Raw genomic sequence first — 18,076 nt, 5'->3', positions numbered from 1 at the left:
GGGTCATGAAGATCGCGGTCTTGAAGGAAGAGGCCGCGGGCGAGGCACGCGTCGCCGCGACGCCCGAAACGGTCAGGAAGTTCATCGCGCTCGGCGCGACCGTCGCGGTGGAGGCGGGCGCGGGTGCGGGTGCATCGATCGCGGACGACGGTTATGCCGCGGCGGGTGCCGCAGTGGGCGACCGGGTGGCGACGCTGGCGGCGGCCGACATCGTGCTGGCGGTGCAGGGCCCCGCGCCGGACGGGCTGGCCGGTGTCGCGTCGGGCGCCTGGGTCGTGGCGACGCTGGCCCCCTTTGCGTCGCGCGCGCGGATCGACGGATATGCCGCCGCCGGGTTCGAGGCGCTGGCGATGGAATTCATGCCGCGCATCACGCGCGCGCAATCGATGGACGTGCTGTCGTCGCAATCGAACCTGGCCGGGTACAAGGCGGTGCTGGACGCGGCAGCCGAATATGGCCGGGCGTTTCCCATGATGATGACCGCGGCGGGCACGATTTCGGCGGCGCGCGTGTTCGTGATGGGCGTCGGCGTCGCGGGGTTGCAGGCGATCGCCACCGCGCGCCGGCTGGGTGCGCAGGTATCGGCGACGGACGTGCGGTCCGCCACGCGTGAACAGATCGAATCGCTGGGTGCCAAGGCGGTGTTCGTCGAGGACGTGGCCGGCATCGAGGGCGAGGGCAGCGGCGGTTACGCGACCGAGATGTCCGATGCGTACAAGGCGCGGCAGGCCGAACTGGTGTCCGCCCATATCGCCAAGCAAGACATCGTCATCACGACCGCACTGATCCCCGGACGGCCGGCACCGCGGCTGGTATCCGATGCGCAGGTCGCGACGATGCGGCCGGGCAGCGTCATCGTCGATCTGGCGGTGGAGGCGGGCGGCAATGTCGAGGGTGCGGTGGCGGGCGAAGTGGCGGTGCGCCACGGCGTCCGGATCGTCGGGCACCGGAACGTACCGTCGCGACTGGCCGCCGATGCGTCAGCCCTCTACGCCCGCAACCTGTATAATTTTCTGTCCGCGTTCTGGGACAAGGATGCGGGGCGGCCGGTGCTGGCCGACGGGGACGAGATCGGCGACGCGGTGCGCCTGACGCGCGGCGGCGCGGTCGTCCATCCGCGGCTGCTGGGATGAGCAGGGTGCGGGTCCGTCGCCCGGCAGGACGCCGCGCCGCACCGTTCCACGTCGTCACCCCGGCGGACGCCGGAGTCCGGTATCGCGCCGCGTCAGGCTAGGTCGAACGCGCTCTAAAAATGGATACCGGCGTCCGCCGGGACGACCGTCCGGGGGCGGCAATAGCAAGAGGGGGGATGCAGATGGGGTTGTTCAGCGCACATGAGATCACGCCGGGGGAGATCACCGCAAAATTTGGCGCCATCCTGATCGAAGGGGAGACGGTGCTGAAGGCATTCAAGACGGTCCGCGATACGGCGTTCTTCACGACGCACCGGTTCGTCCTGGTCGACGTGCAGGGCATCACGGGCAGCAAGGTGGATGTGCAGAGCGTGCCGTACCGGTCGATCGTCCGCTTCTCCGTCGAGACGGCGGGGTCGCTCGATCTGGATGCCGACCTGAAAATCTGGGTATCGAGTGCTGCCCTGCCGCTTGCGATGAAGGTCAGCCGGAACAGCGACACTGTGGCGATCCAGCGGTTGCTGGCAGAAAAGGTGCTGCGCGCATGAGTTTCATCGCGATCCTGTCGATCTTCGTCATGGCGTGTTTCGTCGGCTATTATGTCGTCTGGTCGGTGACGCCCGCGCTGCACACGCCGTTGATGGCGGTGACCAACGCGATTTCGAGCGTCATCATCGTCGGCGCGCTCGTCGCGGCGGCCGCGGGCGGATCGGTGTCGTCCAAATGGCTGGGCCTGTTCGCGGTGGTGCTGGCCAGCATCAACATCTTCGGCGGCTTCGCGGTCACCGAACGGATGCTGGCGATGTACCGCAAGAAAGAGCGCTGAGCGCCGGACCGCTGGGGGGACTGAACATGCATGAAGCGATCGATATGCCGGCCTGGGTCGGTATCGCCTATCTGGTGGCGGGGGTGTGTTTCATCCTGGCGCTGCGCGGGCTTTCCAGCCCGGCCACGGCGCGGCGCGGCAACCGGCTGGGCATTTTCGGCATGGGCGTGGCGGTGGCGACGACGCTGTTGACGCACGACGTGGCGAGCTTGCCCGAGATCCTGATCGCGATCGCGATCGGCGGCGGCATCGGCCTGTTCACCGCGAAGAAGATCGCGATGACGGACATGCCGCAGCTGGTGGCGGGGTTCCATTCGCTGGTCGGGCTGGCCGCGGTGCTGGTGGCGGCCGCGGCGTATCTGAACCCGGTGGCGTTCGGGATCGCGGAGGTGGTGCGGACAGGTATCGCCTACACGATGCCGGACGGCACGACCTATGCCGGCGGGATGGTTCAGACGTTCATCCCTCCCGCCAGCCGGATCGAGATGGGGCTGGGCGTCGCGATCGGCGCGATCACTTTCTCCGGGTCGATCATCGCGTTCTTGAAACTGGCGGGCAAGATGTCGGGCAAGCCGATCATGCTGCCGGGCCGGCACGTCATCAACCTGTCGTTGCTGGCGGCGATCGTCGGGCTGGTCGGCTATTTCACGATCGACCAGTCGGCCTGGGTGTTCTGGACGATCACCGCACTCAGTTTCGTCATCGGCTTCCTGCTGATCGTGCCGATCGGCGGGGCGGACATGCCGGTGGTGGTGTCGATGCTGAACAGCTATTCCGGCTGGGCGGCGGCGGCGATGGGGTTCACGCTGGGCAACACCGCGATGATCATCACCGGCGCGCTGGTCGGATCGTCCGGCGCGATCCTGAGCTACATCATGTGCCGCGCGATGAACCGCAGCTTCATCAGCGTGATCGCCGGCGGGTTCGGCGGCGATGCGGCGGCGGGGTCGGCGGCCGCGGCGACCGACCGGCCGTGGAAGCGCGGATCGGCCGAGGATGCGGCGTTCCTGATGCAGCAGGCCGAACAGGTCATCATCGTTCCCGGCTACGGCATGGCCGTGGCGCAGGCGCAGCATGCGCTGCGCGAGATGGGCGATCTGCTGAAGAAGGAAGGCGTGCGTGTCAAATATGCGATCCACCCCGTCGCGGGCCGCATGCCGGGGCATATGAACGTCCTGCTGGCCGAAGCCAACGTGCCCTATGACGATGTGTTCGAGCTGGAGGACATCAACGGCGAGTTCGCGCAGACCGACGTGGCGTTCGTGATCGGTGCGAACGACGTGACCAACCCGGCGGCCAAGACGGACAAGACCTCGCCGATCTACGGCATGCCGGTGCTGGACGTGGAAAAGGCCAAGACGGTGTTGTTCGTGAAGCGATCGATGGGCGGGGTCGGTTATGCCGGCGTCGACAACAGCGTATTCTACATGGACAATACCATGATGCTGCTGGCCGATGCCAAGAAGATGGTCGACGATATCGTGAAGGCGATGGCGCATTGACCAACCGCGTCGGCGCGCCCGGTGCGGACGCGGATATCGGGACGGTCATCGAACGGACGCTCGCCGGGTTGCGACGCGAATGGCGGCCGGTGCTGATCTGGTGCGCCATGATGGCAGGACTGGGCGTGCTGTCGAGCATCCTCCTGTTGCCGTTGATGGCGCGGCAGGCGGCCGTGATGGCGGGAGCATCGGGCGGGTTCCAGCCGGGCGTGCTGGCCGGCCTGGGGGCGATCGGTGTCCTGACGAGCTTGCTGTGCGTCGCGATCGTGGTGGCGGCGATGCGGAGCGTGTTGCAGCCGTATCAGTCCAGGCCGGCGTGGTTGCGGTTCGGCGGGACCGAATTGCGCGTGCTGGCGGTCATGCTGCTGCTGGGGTTCGGGATCTACCTGGCGCTGGTCGTGACGATCATCCTGCTGGCGGGACTGATCGGCGCGGCGAATGCGACGCTGGGCGGGGTGACCTTGGCGGCCGCGGTGGTGATGGGCGGCGCGCTGATCGTCGCGGCGCCGTTCTGCGCGCTCTATTGCTGGGTGCGGCTGTCGCTGGCGGTGCCGTTGACGGTGCAGCGCGGGCGGATCGCGATCCGCGATGCATGGCGGCTGGGCAGGGGGCGGTTCTGGTTCCTGCTGCTCGGTTATGTCCTGCTCGGCCTGATGGCGATGGTGGCGCTGATGCCCGCGATCGCGGTCCAGATCGGCGACATGGGCACGATGATGCCGGCGGCCGGCGATCCGGCGGCGGTGCAACGGGCGATGGCGACGCGGCTGGCGCAATTGATGCATCCCGCGCCGGCGACGCTGATCGTCAATCTGTTGCTGGGCGGGCTGGGGAATGGGGTGGCGATGGCGTTGCAGGGTGGTATGGCCGCCGAACTGCTGCTGGCGATCCAGGCGGACGGGGCGAGGCCGGCATCGCTGCCTGCCGATCCGGTATAACCTAACGGGAATCTATGATGGAATATGGTGCGTCGCCGGCCCGGCGGACGATGGTGCTGGTGTCGGACGGACCGTCCGCCAGGGCGCGCGGGGCCGCGACGGCGCGCGACGCCGGGCTGACGCTGTCCGCCGACTGGACGGTGGCGGAAGCCGCGGCGGCGGAAGATCGCGCGTTCGCGGCCGACCTGCTGTTCATCGAGGTCGATGCGGACCCCGGTGTCGTCTATGACGCGCTGCTGGCGCGTGCCGCGGGTCGCGCGCGTGGCGGGCAGGCGACGGTCGTCGCGATCCGCCCCGAGCTGATCGACGTCACCGATGCCGCGCTGGGCGATGCGCCGGTCGGGTTGCTGTGTGCCGGGCGGGCGGGCGACCGGCTGGCCGCGATCGAGATGGCGCTGGCGGCAAGTGCCTGCCGGCTGCGCGAGGAAACGCCGGGCCGCGAGGAACAGCTGCGCACGATCAGCACGGAACTGTCGCGGATCGCGGACCGGCTGGTCGCGGCGGTGGATCCGGGAATGGCCACGTCGCCTTCGCCGCAGGCCAGCATCGGCCCGGCAGCGAACGTCGCGCCGGCGGACAGCGAGGCGGTGGCGGTGGATGCCGACGCGTTCCGGCGGATCCTGCGGCGGCGCAGGCTGCGCGACCTGTATCTGGGCGACGGGCTGTTTTCCGATCCGGCGTGGGACATCTTGCTGGATCTGGCGGCGGCGCGGCTGGAGGGAAACCCGGTCGCGGTGTCGAGCCTGTGCATCGCGGCGGCGGTGCCGGCGACGGCGGCGCTGCGCTGGATCCAGGCGCTGACGCAGCGTGGCCTGTTGATCCGCACGCCGGACAATCAGGACGGACGGCGGGTGTTCATCACGCTGTCGCCGGCCACGGCAGACGCGATGAGCGCCTATGTCCGGGCGGTGCAGCTGCGCGACGCGGCCTGAGAAGCGACGCTTGGGGCTTGCAGTGACGCGCCGACGGTGGCAACGACCGCGCTGCGGCGGGCGGTTAGCTCAGCCGGTAGAGCGCCTGCTTTACACGCAGGATGTCGGCGGTTCGAACCCGTCACCGCCCACCAGCCGTATTCGTCCCGACCGTGCCGGCCCCTCGAGCGCCGGGCGGCAGGGCAGCCGGGGGTGAGGCGAGCCGACATGCACGACCAGAACGATCAGGACGACGGCGACGAGGAAGCGATGCTGGTCGCAGCCGAACTGGGCGTGGCGCAGCGCCGCGTCGTGCTGGCGCTGTCTGACGGATGGGAGAGTGCCGACGATCACCGCACCGCCAAGCGGATGCTGGCGATCCGCGATGCGCGCGGGCTGATCGAACGGCGGGCAAAGTCGGAAAATGCGTGGCGGTTGACCGTGCTGGGGGTCCGCGTGAAGCGGATCCTGCTGGAGGCGCTGGATTGACCGTTTTTGCGGGGGTGCTGCGAAGTTCGGGTTGACCCTGACGCGAAACCCTTGCAGATGCGCGCCTCCACAGCGATCGGCCCGATGGCGGAGTGGTGACGTAGAGGACTGCAAATCCTCGCACCCGGGTTCGATTCCCGGTCGGGCCTCCAGCTTTCCCCCAAGCTGTCGAGATCGCTGGCGGACCGCGCCGTGGCGCGCGATGGGTCGGATCAGAGCATTCTCGGGATGCCGTCTGGTTCGATGTCAGGTCCAGATCGTCGCACTTGGCAAGTCGGCGATGCGCAATCTGTATGAACGTCACGCGCCGGGCTGGACGCCGTGCCCACGCTTCGCGCTTGGCGCGACGAAAGCGACAGGATAGACGACGAACGGGCGGCCAGCTGTGTTGCCTATTCAATACAGTCGTGCGACGAGGCTTTCCGTGACCCATCCAGATTATGACCAGATGCGACGCGCCATGGTGGACAGCCAGTTGCGCCCCAACACGATCAGCGAGCCGCGGCTGCTGACGGTGCTGTCCGAAGTACCGCGCGAGCGGTTCGTGCCCGAAGCGGCGCGGGTGGCGGCCTATATCGACCGGCCGGTGCCGCTGGGCGGCGGACGCTGGCTGAATGCGCCGCTGGCGACCGCGCGGCTGATTTCGGAAGCGCGCCCGACCGCGACGGACCGCGTGCTCGTGATCGGATCGGCCACCGGCTATGCCGCCGCGGTGCTGGCGCCGCTGGTCGCGTCGGTGACCGCGCTGGAGGAGGATGCCGCACTGACACCGGTCGCGACGGACGGCGTGACATTCGTGTCCGGGCCGCTGGCGGCCGGCTGGGCCGCGGGCGGGCCATATGATCTGATCGTGATCGACGGCGCGGTCGAGGCGGTGCCCGCGGCGGTCAGCGAACAGCTGGTCGACGGTGGGCGGCTGGCGACCGGGCTGGTCGAACGCGGCGTGACGCGGCTGGCGATCGGCCGGCGGGCGGGCAATGGTTTCGGGCTGGTGACGGTGGCGGATGCCGAGGCGGTCATACTGCCCGGGTTCGCCGCACCACCGACCTTCACATTCTGAAGCATAGAGCGGGGGCGACACGGGCATGATGGCGGGGACGAGGGCGATCGCGCTGGCGACGGCAGGGGCGGTTGCGGGCATGATGGCGTTGCCGACGGCCCCAACGTTCGGCGCGACGCTGCGCGAGGCGCTGGTCCGTACCTATACCGGCAACCCCACGCTGACCGGGGCACGCGCCGGACAGCGGGCGGTCGACGAGAATGTGCCGATCGCGCTGTCGCAGGGGCGGCCGACGGTGGCGGGCACCGGGTCGTACAGCGAATTCGTGCAGCGTGGGATCGGCGGGGCGTTTTCGCCCGCGCGGTCCGCCAATGCCGGGCTGAACGTCAGCGTGCCACTGTACCAGGGCGGCGGCGTGCGCAGTTCGATCCGGGCGGCGGACGCGCGCGTCGATTCGGGCCGCGCGCAATTGCGGTCGACCGAGGCGAACATCTTCGTCCAGGCGGTCGGCAGTTACATGGACGTCATCCGCGACCTGGCGATCGTAGAACTGAACCGCGGCAATGTCCGCGTGCTGGAGACCAACGTCCAGGCGTCGAGCGACCGGTTCGAGGTCGGCGACCTGACCCGCACCGACGTGGCGCAATCGCAGGCGCGGCTGTCGATCGCGCAGAGCCAGTTGCAGTCCGCGATGGCGCAGCTCGATTCGAGCCGTGAAAACTATCTGCGGATCATCGGTGCGGTGCCGGACGCGCTTGAGCCGCCGCCGCCGCTGCCGTTGTTTCCGGCGAATGCGGATGCGGCAGCCGACGTGGCGATCGAGAACAACCCCGACCTCATCGCCGCGCGGGCGGCGGCGCGGGCGGCGAATTTCGATATCCGGACCGCGCAGGCATCGCGCCTGCCGACATTGTCGGGCTTCGCACAGGGCAATTATACCAACTTCCTCGGATCACGGCCGGGATCGGTGGTGGTCAATCCGGGCGGCGGAACGGGCGATCCGACACAGCCCGGCACCATCGTCGAAAGCGCGCAGCAATCGCAGAAGACCGCGACGATCGGACTGAGTGCGAACCTGCCGCTGTACCAGGGCGGGTTGCCGGCGGCGCGCGTGCGACAGGCGCAGGCACGGTCCAGCCAGGCGATCGAGCAGATCGCGTTGGTCGAACGATCGGTGGTGGCTGATTCGCGCGCGACCTATTCGCTTTATTCCGCGGCACTCGGCGTGATCGCGTCGTCCGAACGGGCGGTGTCGGCCAGCGAACTGGCGCTGGAAGGCGTGCGTGCGGAAAACAGCGTGGGCACGCGCAACGTGCTGGACGTGCTGAACGCCGAACAGGAATTGCTGAACGTGCGGGTGCAGCTGGTGACGGCGCGGCGCGATGCGTATGTCGCCGGATTCGCGCTGCTTGCGGCACTGGGCCGGGCGGAGGCGCGCGACCTGGGGCTGGACGGCGGGCCACTTTATGATCCGACGGTGAATTATCGGCGGGTGCGCAATTCGTTGAGCGACTGGCGCGACGATCCGGCCCCGGTTCCGGTGGCGGCGTCGACCGCGGGCCTGCCGTCGCCGACGACCGTCGTCCTGCCGCAAACGGTCTACGGCCCCGCGGTGCCGGCGGCATCGCGTGACATACCGGGTAACATGCCGCGCGCCGGGGCGGTAAATCCGGTGACACCGCCGGCGAAATAGGGAATAGCGGGCGGATGGGGGACGTACGTCAGGAATCGTCAATGGAAGATATACTGGCTTCCATCAAACGCATCATCGCCGACGACGGCGCGAGCGTGGTCGCGCCGCGTCCGCGCCGGCCGGTCGCCGACGCCGTCGCGCCGCCAGTGGAGACGCCGGCGCCGGTGCCGCCTGCGCCACCGACCGACGTGCTGGAACTGACCGAGCCCGCCCCGCCGCTGATATCGCCCGACGTGGCGGGGGCGAGCAAGCAGTCGCTCGACGTGCTGTCCGCGCTGATGATGCGGACCGTCGCGGCGCCCGCCCCGTCGCCTGCACCGACCGAAATCACGCTGGAAGGCATGGTACGCGAAATGCTGCGCCCGATGCTGAAGGAATGGCTCGACGCGCGCTTGCCCGAAGTGGTCGAGACGCTGGTGGCGCGCGAGATCGCGCGGATTACGGGGCAGCAGGGCTGAGGGTTCGAGGTTGCGCCCGGCTCGGGCCGCGACCGGATCGATCGGAATTTCTTGCTGCAATCGCCTCTGGTTCAAGTGTGTCGGGACCCTTTCGTGGGGTTCTCGACAGGCTCGAACCGAACCGATCATCCGTCAGAACAAACTGATGCGATCATGCTCCCGTTGTCTGCCGCCCGGTCCTCTGTCCGCCAATCGCCTGTTATCCGCCCATCCCTAGCGCAGTCGAGGGACCTCTTCGAGCGTAGTCGAGAAGCGCGCGGCTTGGGGACCTCGACTTCGCTCGGTCGGTCCCTCGACTTCGCTCGGGATGGACGGGTCTTGGAGAGCCATCTGACCTCCGAACGGGGTCAGGGCTCGGTCCGCAGGATGGTGGGACCTGTCTCCTGTCGTGCTTCTGCGTCATCGACTGCGCTTAACCCTTCTCGGAACCAACGGTCGGGGGCGTCTGCAAGCGGTTCCTCACAGGCTCGAACCGAATGGGTTCGGGTCAGGCGGCGCGTGGTGGTCGGGCGGCTGCGGGGCTGCTTCGCGCGGTCCGGGGTTTCGGACGGCAACCGGCCCCGCTAAGGCAGTCGCATGACGATCGACAAGACATTCGACCCCGCCGCCATCGAAGCGCGCTGGTATCCGCATTGGGAAGCGACGAACGGGTTCCGGCCGGAGCGGCCCGACGCGGAGCCGTTCACGATCGTCATCCCGCCGCCCAACGTCACCGGATCGCTGCACATCGGCCATGCGCTGGACAATACGTTGCAGGATATCCTCGTCCGCCATGCGCGGTTGAAGGGCAAGGACGCGCTGTGGGTGGTGGGCACCGACCATGCCGGCATCGCGACGCAGATGGTGGTCGAGCGGCAGATGAACGCCGTGGGGCAGAAGCGCACCGACCTGACCCGCGAACAGTTTGTCGAGCGGGTCTGGGCATGGAAGGAGGAGAGCGGCGGCACGATCACCGGGCAGCTGCGCCGGCTGGGTGCGTCGTGCGACTGGGCGAACGAGCGGTTCACGATGGACGCAGGCTTTTCGCGTGCGGTGCTGAAGGTGTTCGTCGACCTGCACGCCAAGGGGCTGATCTACCGCGACAAGCGGCTGGTGAACTGGGACCCGGGCCTGGGCACCGCGATTTCGGACCTAGAGGTCGAGACGCGCGAGGTGCAGGGCAAATTCTATCACCTGCGTTATCCGCTGGCCGACGGATCGGGGCATATCGCGGTGGCGACGACGCGGCCCGAGACGTTGCTGGCCGACATGGCTGTCGCGGTGCATCCGACCGACGAACGCTATGCCGCGCTGGTCGGCCGGTCCGTGACGTTGCCGATCACCGGCCGGCAGATCCGGATCGTGGCGGACGAGCATGCCGACCCGGAACTCGGGTCCGGCGCGGTGAAGATCACGCCGGGGCACGACTTCAACGATTTCGAGGTCGGGCGCCGGGCGGGGTTCGCGGCAGGCGACATGCTCAACATGCTCGATGCGAAGGCGCATGTGGTGCAGGTGGCGGACGGGCTGATCCCTGACGCCTATCTCGGCCTGTCGGTGCGCGATGCGCGCGTCGCGGTGGTCGCGGCGCTGGAGGAAGCGGGGCTGCTCGACCGGGTGGAGGATCGCACGATCCAGACGCCGTATGGTGACCGGTCGGGCGTGGTGATTGAACCATGGCTGACCGATCAATGGTATGTCGATGCCAAGACGCTGGCAGGGCCTGCGATCGAGGCGGTGCGGTCCGGCGCGACCCGCATCGTTCCGGACAGCTGGGAAAAAACCTACTTCAACTGGATGGAAAATATCCGTCCGTGGTGCGTCTCCCGCCAGCTATGGTGGGGGCATCAGATCCCGGCATGGTTTGGCGACGATGGAAACATCTACGTGGCCGAAACCGAGGCTGAGGCGTCGTCCAAAGCAGGACCAGATGTTGTCCTTACACGAGATCCGGACGTACTTGATACTTGGTTCTCTTCTGCGCTCTGGCCGTTTGCAACACTAGGGTGGCCGGAAAACGAGGACAGGCATCTAGCCGGGCGCTATCCTAACGACATCCTTGTTTCTGGCTTCGATATTTTACCTTTCTGGTGCGCCCGCATGCTGATGCAGGGGCTGGAGTTCATGGGGGAGGTGCCGTTCCGGACGCTGTACCTGCATGGGCTGGTGCGTGCGCCGGACGGGGCGAAGATGTCCAAGTCCAAGGGCAATACGGTCGATCCGCTGGGGCTGATCGATCGCTATGGCGCGGATGCGCTGCGGTTCACGATGGCGGCGATGGAGAGCCAGGGGCGCGACATCAAGCTGGATGAGCGGCGCGTCGAGGGATATCGCAACTTCGCGACGAAGCTGTGGAACGCGGCGCGGTTCGCACAGTCGAACGGGATCGGCGGGTCGGCAATGCTGGAGCCGCCGCGTGCGAAGCTGTCGGTCAACCGCTGGATCCTGGCGGAGACCGCAAAGACGGTGCAGGCGCTGGACCTGGCGCTGGCCGACCTGCGGTTCGACGAGGCGGCGAACACCGTCTACCAGTTCGTCTGGGCGACATTCTGCGACTGGTATCTGGAACTCATCAAGCCGTCGCTGGCGGTAGAGGCCGATGCGGACGGTGCGGCGGAGACGCGCGCGGTGGCGGGCTGGGTGCTGGACCAGATACTGGTCATGCTGCACCCGTTCATGCCGTTCATCACCGAGGAATTGTGGCACGCGCTGGCCCCCCGCGAACATGACCTGATCGTCGCGGCATGGCCGATGGCGGATGCGCGTGCGATGGACCCGGCCGCGAGCCAGGAGATCGACTGGACGATCCGGCTGGTCGGCGAGATCCGCGCGGCGCGGGCGGAGCTGAACGTGCCGCCGGGGGCCAAGCTGGTTGCGCATGTCCGCGATGCGTCGGATCTGACGCGGGCGCGGCTGGCGTCGCAGGCCACCGTGCTGGCGCGGCTGGCGCGGATCGCGTCGGTGTCTTTCGAACCGGCAACCGGCGGGGCCGCGCAGGTGGTGGTGGACGAGGCGACGTTCGTCCTGCCGCTGGACGGGGTGATCGATCTGGATGCGGAACGCGCGCGGCTGGCCAAGGGCATCGCGGTGGCGGAAAAGGAACGCGACGCGCTGGCCGGGCGGCTCGGCAGCGCGGCGTTCGTGGAGCGCGCGAAGCCGGATGCGGTGGCCAAGGCGCGCGAGGACCATGCGCTGCGGTCGGCGGAGGCGGACCGGCTGCGTGCGGCGCTGGCGCGGCTGGGGTAGGATGATGGGTGCGTCCGGTGCGCTGGTTGGGTTGTGACACGGGTCGGGTTCGTCTGCCGTGTAGTGATAATGGATCCCAGCCTCCGCTGGGATGACGGGGAAGGGGTTGGTGGCTTGCCGATTGGTCGGCACCGCGCGCCGACCGCTCTGCCGTCATCCTGACGGAGGTCAGGATCCATTATCACTACGGTCGGGTCAGTCCGTGGCCAATTACAACGACGCCTCGACTGATCCCCGAACTACTCAGGCCGGAACGGCGACGTCGATGACCGCGCGGGCGATGCGGGCGGTGAAGGGGGTGGTGGCGAGCAGTTCGCCGTCGATCGAGACGGGCATCGGGCGGTCGGTGGCGATGCGGATGGACTTGCCGTGGAATTCGCGCACGGTGTCCTTGCGCGCCTCCAGCTTCAATACGCTGGCGATCCAGCTCCAGGCGAGGCGACCACGCATCCGGCCGGTCACGACCTGAACGACGATCTCGCCCGAATCGACCGAGGCGCTGTCGACCATTTCCGCGCCGCCATGATAGGTGCCGTTGGCGACGCGGACTTCGAGCGCGTCGAGCGTTTCGGCGTCGGCCCCTTCGCCCACGGTCAGGCGGAACGGTTTGAACCGGAACATCTGGTACGCCGCCCATGCGAGGTAGCCGGGCCGGCCGAGGACCTTCTTCAAGCCGTGCGGGACGGTTTCGGCGATCAGCGGGGCGATGCCGAGCGTGGCGCAGTTGGCATAATAGTCATCATCGATCATGCCGAGGTCGATGCGGCGGCGCTTGCCGTTGGCGATGACCGCGATTGCGCCGTCGAGATCGAGCGGGATGCCGAGCGTGCGGGCGAAGCTGTTCGCGGTGCCGAGCGGCAACAGCGCGAAGACCGTGTCATGCCCAACAAGGTGATCGACGGAGGAGGAGAGCGACCCGTCGCCGCCGCCCACGATGACCATGGGTGCGCCGTCCGCGACCGCTTCGCAGACATGGACCTTCAGCTTCGCCGGATCGCGCACGGCATGGGAGCGGATGATATCGACCCCGGCCGCCTTCAGGCTGCGCGCCGCATGGCGGAACAGCTTGCGTCCCTTGCGCGAACGCGCGTTGACGATCAGGACAGCCTGGCGGGGAAGGGGGCGATCGTTCATGGTGCCGGTAACGCGCCTCTGATCGTTTCGGACCCATATACCCATGATCGGAGCGAGCGTCGATGGAACATGACGGATCGGCGGCGCCGACAATGATGGATGCAGCGACCGTCGTGGCACCGTTCCTGCGGATCGTGCCCGACGGCGCGGCGACGGCGGCGGTCCGGACGCTGGCGGTGGAGATGCCGATCGCGGTCGAGATCAACGGGCTGGGCTATGCCGTTATGATGGCGACGCCGGTGGCGCTGGACGATTTCGCCTATGGGTTCTGCCTGTCGGAACGGTTGATCGACGGGGTGGCCGACGTGATCGACGTGGATACCCATGCGGCACCGGGGGGCATGGTGCTGCGCATCACGCTGGTGCCGGCGCGGAGCGGGCGGGTGGTGGAGCGCGTGCGGCACCGCGTGTCGGAAAGCAGTTGCGGACTGTGCGGGATCGAAAATCTGGAACAGGCGCTGCGGCCGTTGCCGCGGGTTGGGGGCGCGCCGGCGGTGGCGGATGCGGCGGTGTTCCGCGCGCTGGCCGGGTTGCGAGCGGTGCAGCCGCTGAACGCGGAGACGGGGGCGGTGCATGCGGCCGCGTGCTGCACCGCGGATGGCGAGATCCTGACCGTGCGGGAGGATGTCGGGCGGCATAACGCGTTCGACAAACTGCTGGGAGCGATGGCGCGGGCGCGGCGGGCGTGGGACGGCGGGTTCGCGCTGCTGTCCGCGCGCTGTTCGTACGAACTTGTGGAGAAGGCCGCGCTCGCCGGCTGTCCGATGCTGGTCACGATATCGGCGCCGACCAGCCTGGCGGTAACCCGCGCGGCCGAGGCGGGGGTGCGGCTGGTGGCGCTGGCGCGGGCGGATGCGGCGTTGGTCGCGGAACATGTCCCGCCGTCCGGTCATCATACCCCGGCGCAGGCCGGGGGCTAGGTGGAAGCGGTTCGTGCAGGTCTCGGCCTGCGCCGGGGTGCGATATGGCCGGCTGTGTCGTGCTTCAGCGGGTCGGGCGGATCATCTGGAACATCGAGCCCGCATCGATCGTGGTATAGTCGCCCCGGTAGCCGGCGCGGAGGATGGGCTGGGCGGCGGCGGTGTCGAACAGGCCGTCGTTGAGGAAAGCAGGGTCGATGTGGACACCGACGACCTGGCCGACGACCATCCAGTGATCCGCCGACGCGCCGTCCAGATCGGCGAGCGGGATGACCTGGAGCACCCGGCATTCAAGCGCGGCGGGGCTTTCGGCGACGCGCGGGGCGGCGACCAGTCGGCTGGGCGCGGCGGTGAGGCCGGACAGCGTGAATTCGTCCACGCCGGGGGCCACCGGGGCGGAGGTCGCGTTCATCCGTTCGGCGAGCGGACGGGTTGCCAGGTTCCAGACGAAACCACCCGTCGCCTCCGCATTGCGCAGCGTATCCTTACGCCCGTTGCTGGAAAACAGGATCATCGGCGGCACATCGCAGACCGCGTTGAAATAGCTGTAGGGCGCCAGGTTCGGGCGGCCGTCGGCATCGACCGTCGATATCCAGCCGATCGGCCGCGGCGCCACGATCGCCTTGAACGGATCATGCGGCAGGCGGTGGCCGGCCGATGGTTCGTAGAAATGCGTGGCGCGCCCCGGCATCGCCGTCAGGCCGGCGTCAGGCAGAACAGGATCGTTTCGATCACGCGCTTGGTTTCGGTGACGTCGCGGATCGCGACCGAATCAACGCCGGCCGCGCGGACTGCATAGTCGTTGCCGCCCGGATAGATCGCATCGCCCATGAAGATCATGTCGGTCGTCGCGATGCCGCTGATTTCCGCCAGGCGGCGGATGCCGTAGGCCTTGTCGATGCCCTTGCGCGTGATGTCGAGCGAGGTGGAGCCGCCGGTCCGGACGGTGAAGTCTGGCAGGACGGGTTCGAGGATCGCCTGCATCCGCTTGCGCTTGGCGAAATCCGGGTCCCAGGCATGCTTGGCGTCGAGCGGGGCCTGCTGGCCCAGCGCGGAGAAGGTGATCTGGCTGCCGCGATCCTCGATCTTGTCGCCCCAAGCCGGATCGTCCTGCAACCCGGCCTCGACAATCGCCTTGTCGAGCGCGGCGAGGATGGTGTCGCGTTCTTCCGTGCTGAAATCGTCGGCATAGACCTGGTTCCAGCCAGTGCCGTCGTTGCGGTAGAGCTTGGTACCCGAAGTGGGCATCGCCAGCAGGCGGGCAAAATCGGTGTCGGCGGGCAGGTTGCCGATCAGCTGCGATTCATATTGCGGCCAGTCGCCGCCGGAGATGACCGCGACGGTCGCGACGTGGGTCAGCCGGGCGAGCAGGGCCGCCATTTCGGCGTCGATCGCCTGCTTGCTTTCGGCCAGCGTTCCGTCGAGGTCGAATGCGATCAACTGCTTCATGCGGGCGTCACCTTGTCGGGCAGGCCCGGGGGATCGGGCCGCGCGTGCGTGACAGATAGGCCGCCGGCGGCGGCCCCGCAATCGCCGCGGTGCACCGGGTGGTCGGGGTAGCCGCGACGGATGATGCGGGTGACGGCGGGAAGTGCGGCATGGCATAGCGGGGGCGATGCAGTGGCTCCTCCTCCCGTCCGGCGGATCGCGATTCGCGATGCGGCACCGTCTCACCGGGCTGGCGGTGGTCGCGGTCGTGCTGGCCTGCGCGATCGCGATGGCGATGGCGGCGCTGGTGCCGGCGGGGGAGGGGCGCGCGGTGCGGCTGGACGCGATCGCCGCTGCGCTGCGCGGGACGGGCGACGCGACGCTGGCGCGGACGACCGCTGCGGTGCCGCCGGCCGAGCGCAGCGACCGCTGGGCGACGGCGGCCGGTGGGCAGCGGCGGCTGGCCGCGATCCTGCGCGTCGATCCGCGCGACGTCCGCCTGTCGATCGCAGTGCCGATGCGGATGCGGCCGGAGCGGCAGGCGGCCGCGGGACAGGCGACGATCCGGGCGGGGTTCCTACTGATCGACCAGGAACAGCCGGTGCCGCCGGTGATCGCCGTGCCGGCACCGGCCGCCCCGCCGCCGCGGGTCATGGCGACGCCTGCGCCGACCGCAGGGCCGCGACCCGATCCGGCGGCGCGATCGGTGCCGCCGAAACGACCGGCGCGGCGGGTGCGTCCGGCGCGGGCGGCGGCACCGGTCATTCCCGCGCCGGCGGTCGTTGCGGTCCCCACGACCGTTCCGGATGTGGCGGCCGCGCCTGTTCCGGTCGCCGCCCCGGCCATGCCCACGCCCGCGGTAGCCATGCCCGCGCCGTCGAGCGGTCCGATGCCGGAGCTGCGTGGGGCGTTTCGCGCGGCCTTGCGGTTGCCGTCCGGCGGCTGGGCGATCGTGGAGCCGCGGCCGGAAGTGTTCCCGACGACAGCGCAGCAGGCGGTACTGCTCTGGTTCCTGGTTGCGCTGGCGGTCACGGTGCCACTGACCTGGGTGGCGGCGCTATGGCTGGTTCGGCCGTTGCGCGCGTTCGGGGCGGCGGCCGAACGGGCCGGGCGCGATCCGGCGGACGGGGTGGCGACGCGAGCGATGCCACCGGAACTGATGCCCGCGGTCGTGGCACTGGCCCGTTTGCAGGGGCGGGTGCAGGCGCTGATCGCGGACCGGAGCGCCTTTGCTGGCACGCTGCGGACCGAGCTGCAGGCACCGCTGAAGCGGCTGCGTGCCGGGCTGGACGATGCGCCGCGCCAGATCCGCGAGGCGTTTCACGACGACGTGACCGACATCGAGGAGGCTGTCGCGGCGCTGGCGCTGTTCCTGGCCGATGCTACGGCCCCGGTGGCGCTCGTCCGGCATGATCTGTCCGCCCTCGTCCGGGCGGCGGCGACGACCGCGGCGGCACGGGGCGAGCCGGTGGTTGCCGAGGCCGACGAGCCCCTGTGGGTGGAGGTGGACGGCGATGCGATCACGCGGCTGCTGGACGTGCTGATCGGCTATGCGCGCCGGCAGGACGGGATGGTGTCGATGCGAACCGGGGTCGAGGATGGCATGGCGGTCGTCGCGATCGGCGATACGCCACGGCCGGTATCGGGCGGGTTCGCGCCGGGATTGCGGGCACGGGCGGACCGGGCCGGTGGCACGAAGCCGAAGGGCCCCGGGCTGGCGCTCGCACGGTCGATCGCGCGGACGCATGGGGGCGAGATGCGGCTGGTCCGTTCCGCGGGGGGCGTGACGACCGAGTTGCGGTTGCCGACCATGCAACGGTGAATACCCCCAGGAGGTCGAGTCTACACTCGGTCGGAGCATGCGCGTGCTTCGCTCGGACAAAATGCAGGGCCACAAACGGTATCGCTTGCGACCCTGGCCCCCGCCTTTGCGGGGGTGCGATACATTAGGCCAAGCGTAGCAGCTAAAGGCGCCGATTGTTGATCCCGCCCCTAAGGGCCGACCAAACCCGTCAGTTCTTGTCGGTGCCGGGCGTACCGGGGATGTTGCTCATGCCGTCCATCGCGGTGCGGCCGAAGTTGGCGATCATCTCGCCGATTTCCTTGGCCTGCGCCATGTTGCGCGCGCTCTGTTCACGGACATAGTCGCCCTGGACCTTGAGAACGTCGCCCATCGAACCGGCGGTCGCGGCCGCGCGCAGGGCGGCGAAGGCCTCGCGCACATTGGTTTCGGCCTGGTCGAGGATCTTGCCGTTCAGGGCCTGCGACGTTTCGGCCGCCTTGCCGCCGGCTGCCTTCAACTGGTCGGTCGCGGCCTTCATCGATCCGGTCATCGCGTCGCTTGCGGTACGGGCTTGATCGGTCATCGTGGCTCTCCTGATCTGTCGTGCCGTCTCTGCGCGGCACCGGCATGGGTTGTAAC

The 18,076-nt window shown here is 68.7% G+C and carries 17 protein-coding genes and 2 tRNA genes; 15 read left to right on the top strand and 4 right to left on the bottom strand.

The features are described from left to right. The first annotated feature begins 5 nt into the window (after positions 1-5). The 13 genes from BKY59_RS10820 to BKY59_RS10760 all read left to right on the top strand — a co-directional run bounded on the left by BKY59_RS10820 (position 6) and on the right by BKY59_RS10760 (position 12,172). Positions 6-1,133, top strand: a complete 1,128-nt coding sequence (locus BKY59_RS10820; RefSeq protein ID WP_076071395.1) for an NAD(P) transhydrogenase subunit alpha — start codon at positions 6-8, stop codon at positions 1,131-1,133. A gap of 182 nt (positions 1,134-1,315) precedes the next feature. Beyond that, positions 1,316-1,681: a PH domain-containing protein gene (locus BKY59_RS10815; RefSeq protein ID WP_076071393.1), complete on the top strand. Its 366-nt coding sequence runs from the start codon at positions 1,316-1,318 to the stop codon at positions 1,679-1,681. Further along, entirely contained in the window at positions 1,678-1,959 is a 282-nt protein-coding gene (locus BKY59_RS10810) for a proton-translocating transhydrogenase family protein (protein WP_076071391.1), read from the top strand. Before BKY59_RS10815 ends, BKY59_RS10810 begins: the two co-directional genes overlap by 4 nt. 26 nt (positions 1,960-1,985) lie before the next feature. Then, complete coding sequence (locus BKY59_RS10805) at positions 1,986-3,461, top strand: NAD(P)(+) transhydrogenase (Re/Si-specific) subunit beta (protein WP_076071389.1); 1,476 nt, start codon at positions 1,986-1,988, stop codon at positions 3,459-3,461. Next, positions 3,458-4,396 carry a hypothetical protein gene (locus BKY59_RS10800; RefSeq protein ID WP_076071387.1) on the top strand — a complete coding sequence of 313 codons (939 nt, stop codon included), beginning with the start codon at positions 3,458-3,460 and terminating at the stop codon, positions 4,394-4,396. The genes BKY59_RS10805 and BKY59_RS10800 overlap by 4 nt, the downstream gene beginning before the upstream one ends. Positions 4,397-4,410: 14 nt before the next feature. Then, positions 4,411-5,328 (top strand): helix-turn-helix domain-containing protein, encoded by a 918-nt coding sequence (locus BKY59_RS18240; RefSeq protein WP_076071385.1) that lies wholly within the window; start codon positions 4,411-4,413, stop codon positions 5,326-5,328. Positions 5,329-5,386: 58 nt separating this feature from the next. Then, positions 5,387-5,462, top strand: a tRNA-Val gene (locus BKY59_RS10790). A 73-nt stretch (positions 5,463-5,535) separates the two neighbouring features. Beyond that, positions 5,536-5,796: a hypothetical protein gene (locus BKY59_RS10785; protein ID WP_076071383.1), complete on the top strand. Its 261-nt coding sequence runs from the start codon at positions 5,536-5,538 to the stop codon at positions 5,794-5,796. A gap of 78 nt (positions 5,797-5,874) precedes the next feature. Next, positions 5,875-5,948 (top strand) — tRNA-Cys (locus BKY59_RS10780). Positions 5,949-6,220: 272 nt separating this feature from the next. Then, complete coding sequence (locus tag BKY59_RS10775) at positions 6,221-6,856, top strand: protein-L-isoaspartate O-methyltransferase family protein (protein ID WP_076071381.1); 636 nt, start codon at positions 6,221-6,223, stop codon at positions 6,854-6,856. Between the two features lie 28 nt (positions 6,857-6,884). Further along, complete coding sequence (locus BKY59_RS10770) at positions 6,885-8,489, top strand: TolC family outer membrane protein (protein ID WP_083672070.1); 1,605 nt, start codon at positions 6,885-6,887, stop codon at positions 8,487-8,489. A gap of 14 nt (positions 8,490-8,503) precedes the next feature. Further along, on the top strand, positions 8,504-8,947 hold the full coding sequence (locus BKY59_RS10765; protein WP_076071376.1) for a DUF2497 domain-containing protein: 444 nt from the start codon (positions 8,504-8,506) through the stop codon (positions 8,945-8,947). Positions 8,948-9,523: 576 nt separating this feature from the next. Then, positions 9,524-12,172, top strand: coding sequence for a valine--tRNA ligase (locus BKY59_RS10760; RefSeq protein ID WP_076071374.1), 2,649 nt, complete (start codon positions 9,524-9,526; stop codon positions 12,170-12,172). Positions 12,173-12,415: 243 nt separating this feature from the next. On the opposite strand, the gene BKY59_RS10755 is transcribed toward BKY59_RS10760, so the two are convergent. Further along, complete coding sequence (locus BKY59_RS10755) at positions 12,416-13,306, bottom strand: diacylglycerol/lipid kinase family protein (protein ID WP_076071373.1); 891 nt, start codon at positions 13,304-13,306, stop codon at positions 12,416-12,418. Between the two features lie 95 nt (positions 13,307-13,401). Here BKY59_RS10755 and fdhD point away from each other — a divergent pair, with 95 nt between their 5' ends. Continuing rightward, positions 13,402-14,226, top strand: a complete 825-nt coding sequence (gene fdhD / locus BKY59_RS10750) for a formate dehydrogenase accessory sulfurtransferase FdhD (protein ID WP_076071534.1) — start codon at positions 13,402-13,404, stop codon at positions 14,224-14,226. A 64-nt stretch (positions 14,227-14,290) separates the two neighbouring features. Here the strand turns inward: fdhD and BKY59_RS10745 are convergent, their stop codons facing one another. Both BKY59_RS10745 and BKY59_RS10740 read right to left on the bottom strand, forming a co-directional pair. Further along, the gene (locus BKY59_RS10745; RefSeq protein ID WP_076071371.1) at positions 14,291-14,917 is read right to left on the bottom strand and encodes a flavin reductase family protein; all 627 of its coding nucleotides are present in this window, start codon (positions 14,915-14,917) and stop codon (positions 14,291-14,293) included. Between the two features lie 5 nt (positions 14,918-14,922). After that, positions 14,923-15,675 (bottom strand): HAD-IIB family hydrolase, encoded by a 753-nt coding sequence (locus BKY59_RS10740; protein WP_076071369.1) that lies wholly within the window; start codon positions 15,673-15,675, stop codon positions 14,923-14,925. Between the two features lie 166 nt (positions 15,676-15,841). Here BKY59_RS10740 and BKY59_RS18235 point away from each other — a divergent pair, with 166 nt between their 5' ends. Further along, positions 15,842-17,476 (top strand): sensor histidine kinase, encoded by a 1,635-nt coding sequence (locus BKY59_RS18235; RefSeq protein ID WP_076071368.1) that lies wholly within the window; start codon positions 15,842-15,844, stop codon positions 17,474-17,476. Positions 17,477-17,666: 190 nt separating this feature from the next. On the opposite strand, the gene BKY59_RS10730 is transcribed toward BKY59_RS18235, so the two are convergent. Then, positions 17,667-18,020, bottom strand: coding sequence for a phasin family protein (locus BKY59_RS10730; protein ID WP_076071366.1), 354 nt, complete (start codon positions 18,018-18,020; stop codon positions 17,667-17,669). Between the last annotated feature and the right edge of the window lie 56 nt (positions 18,021-18,076).

It is taken from the genome of Sphingomonas montana, from assembly GCF_001956315.1.
GTDB classification, from domain to species: domain Bacteria; phylum Pseudomonadota; class Alphaproteobacteria; order Sphingomonadales; family Sphingomonadaceae; genus Sphingomonas_R; species Sphingomonas_R montana.
The sequence above is the reverse complement of the archived record's forward strand: the minus strand, read 5'-3'. Positions and strand labels throughout refer to the sequence as shown.

Coding starts and splice junctions, on each gene's coding strand:
- BKY59_RS10820 (WP_076071395.1), top strand. CDS start 6: ATGAAGATCGCGGTCTTGAAGGAAGAGGCCGCGGGCGAGGCACGCGTC.
- BKY59_RS10815 (WP_076071393.1), top strand. CDS start 1,316: ATGGGGTTGTTCAGCGCACATGAGATCACGCCGGGGGAGATCACCGCA.
- BKY59_RS10810 (WP_076071391.1), top strand. CDS start 1,678: ATGAGTTTCATCGCGATCCTGTCGATCTTCGTCATGGCGTGTTTCGTC.
- BKY59_RS10805 (WP_076071389.1), top strand. CDS start 1,986: ATGCATGAAGCGATCGATATGCCGGCCTGGGTCGGTATCGCCTATCTG.
- BKY59_RS18240 (WP_076071385.1), top strand. CDS start 4,411: ATGATGGAATATGGTGCGTCGCCGGCCCGGCGGACGATGGTGCTGGTG.
- BKY59_RS10785 (WP_076071383.1), top strand. CDS start 5,536: ATGCACGACCAGAACGATCAGGACGACGGCGACGAGGAAGCGATGCTG.
- BKY59_RS10770 (WP_083672070.1), top strand. CDS start 6,885: ATGGCGGGGACGAGGGCGATCGCGCTGGCGACGGCAGGGGCGGTTGCG.
- BKY59_RS10765 (WP_076071376.1), top strand. CDS start 8,504: ATGGGGGACGTACGTCAGGAATCGTCAATGGAAGATATACTGGCTTCC.
- BKY59_RS10760 (WP_076071374.1), top strand. CDS start 9,524: ATGACGATCGACAAGACATTCGACCCCGCCGCCATCGAAGCGCGCTGG.
- BKY59_RS10755 (WP_076071373.1), bottom strand. CDS start 13,306: ATGAACGATCGCCCCCTTCCCCGCCAGGCTGTCCTGATCGTCAACGCG.
- fdhD (WP_076071534.1), top strand. CDS start 13,402: ATGGATGCAGCGACCGTCGTGGCACCGTTCCTGCGGATCGTGCCCGAC.
- BKY59_RS10745 (WP_076071371.1), bottom strand. CDS start 14,917: ATGCCGGGGCGCGCCACGCATTTCTACGAACCATCGGCCGGCCACCGC.
- BKY59_RS10740 (WP_076071369.1), bottom strand. CDS start 15,675: ATGAAGCAGTTGATCGCATTCGACCTCGACGGAACGCTGGCCGAAAGC.
- BKY59_RS18235 (WP_076071368.1), top strand. CDS start 15,842: ATGCAGTGGCTCCTCCTCCCGTCCGGCGGATCGCGATTCGCGATGCGG.
- BKY59_RS10730 (WP_076071366.1), bottom strand. CDS start 18,020: ATGACCGATCAAGCCCGTACCGCAAGCGACGCGATGACCGGATCGATG.